This is a genomic window from Pseudomonas sp. 43(2021) (assembly GCF_017490805.1).
Lineage (GTDB): Bacteria > Pseudomonadota > Gammaproteobacteria > Pseudomonadales > Pseudomonadaceae > Aquipseudomonas.
Genome location: NZ_JAFGYJ010000406.1, coordinates 1 through 474, shown reverse-complemented (window position 1 = coordinate 474; position 474 = coordinate 1). Strand labels below are relative to the sequence as shown.

Here is a 474-nt window from a genome sequence, read left to right as displayed (position 1 = left end):
GTTACGACCATATAGATGACGACGAAGCCGAAGAAATGGAAGCACTGGAACGCGCGTTGCTTGCTGAACTGGGCTATCCCGATCCGTACGCGGATGACGAAACCGAACACTCCCCCATCGTTACAACAAAGGATTCAGAGTAATCGCTATGAGCGAAGATCGATCGAGCAACGGGCAGAAGTCATGGCTGGGTAAACTGACCCAGGCTTTTGCCCACGAGCCGAAGAACCGTCAGGAGCTCCTCGAGCTGCTGCGTGATGCACATCAGAACAAACTGCTGGACAGCGAAGCGCTGGCCATCGTCGAAGGCGCCATCCAGGTGGCTGACCTGCAAGTGCGCGACATCATGGTGCCGCGCTCGCAGATGATCAGCATCAAGGCGACCCAGACACCCCGCGAATTCCTCCCTGCCGTGGTCGACTCGGCCCACTCGCGCTATCCGGTCATCGGCGAAAGCCACGACGACGTGATGGG

The 474-nt window shown here is 58.2% G+C and carries 2 pseudogenes; both read left to right on the top strand.

Features of this window, described 5'->3' with window-relative positions:
• A pseudogene (locus J5M71_RS27875) lies at window positions 1–143 on the top strand (rRNA maturation RNase YbeY); the annotation flags it as partial.
• Window positions 144–148: 5 nt separating this feature from the next.
• Window positions 149–474: pseudogene (locus J5M71_RS27870) on the top strand (magnesium/cobalt efflux protein); the annotation flags it as partial.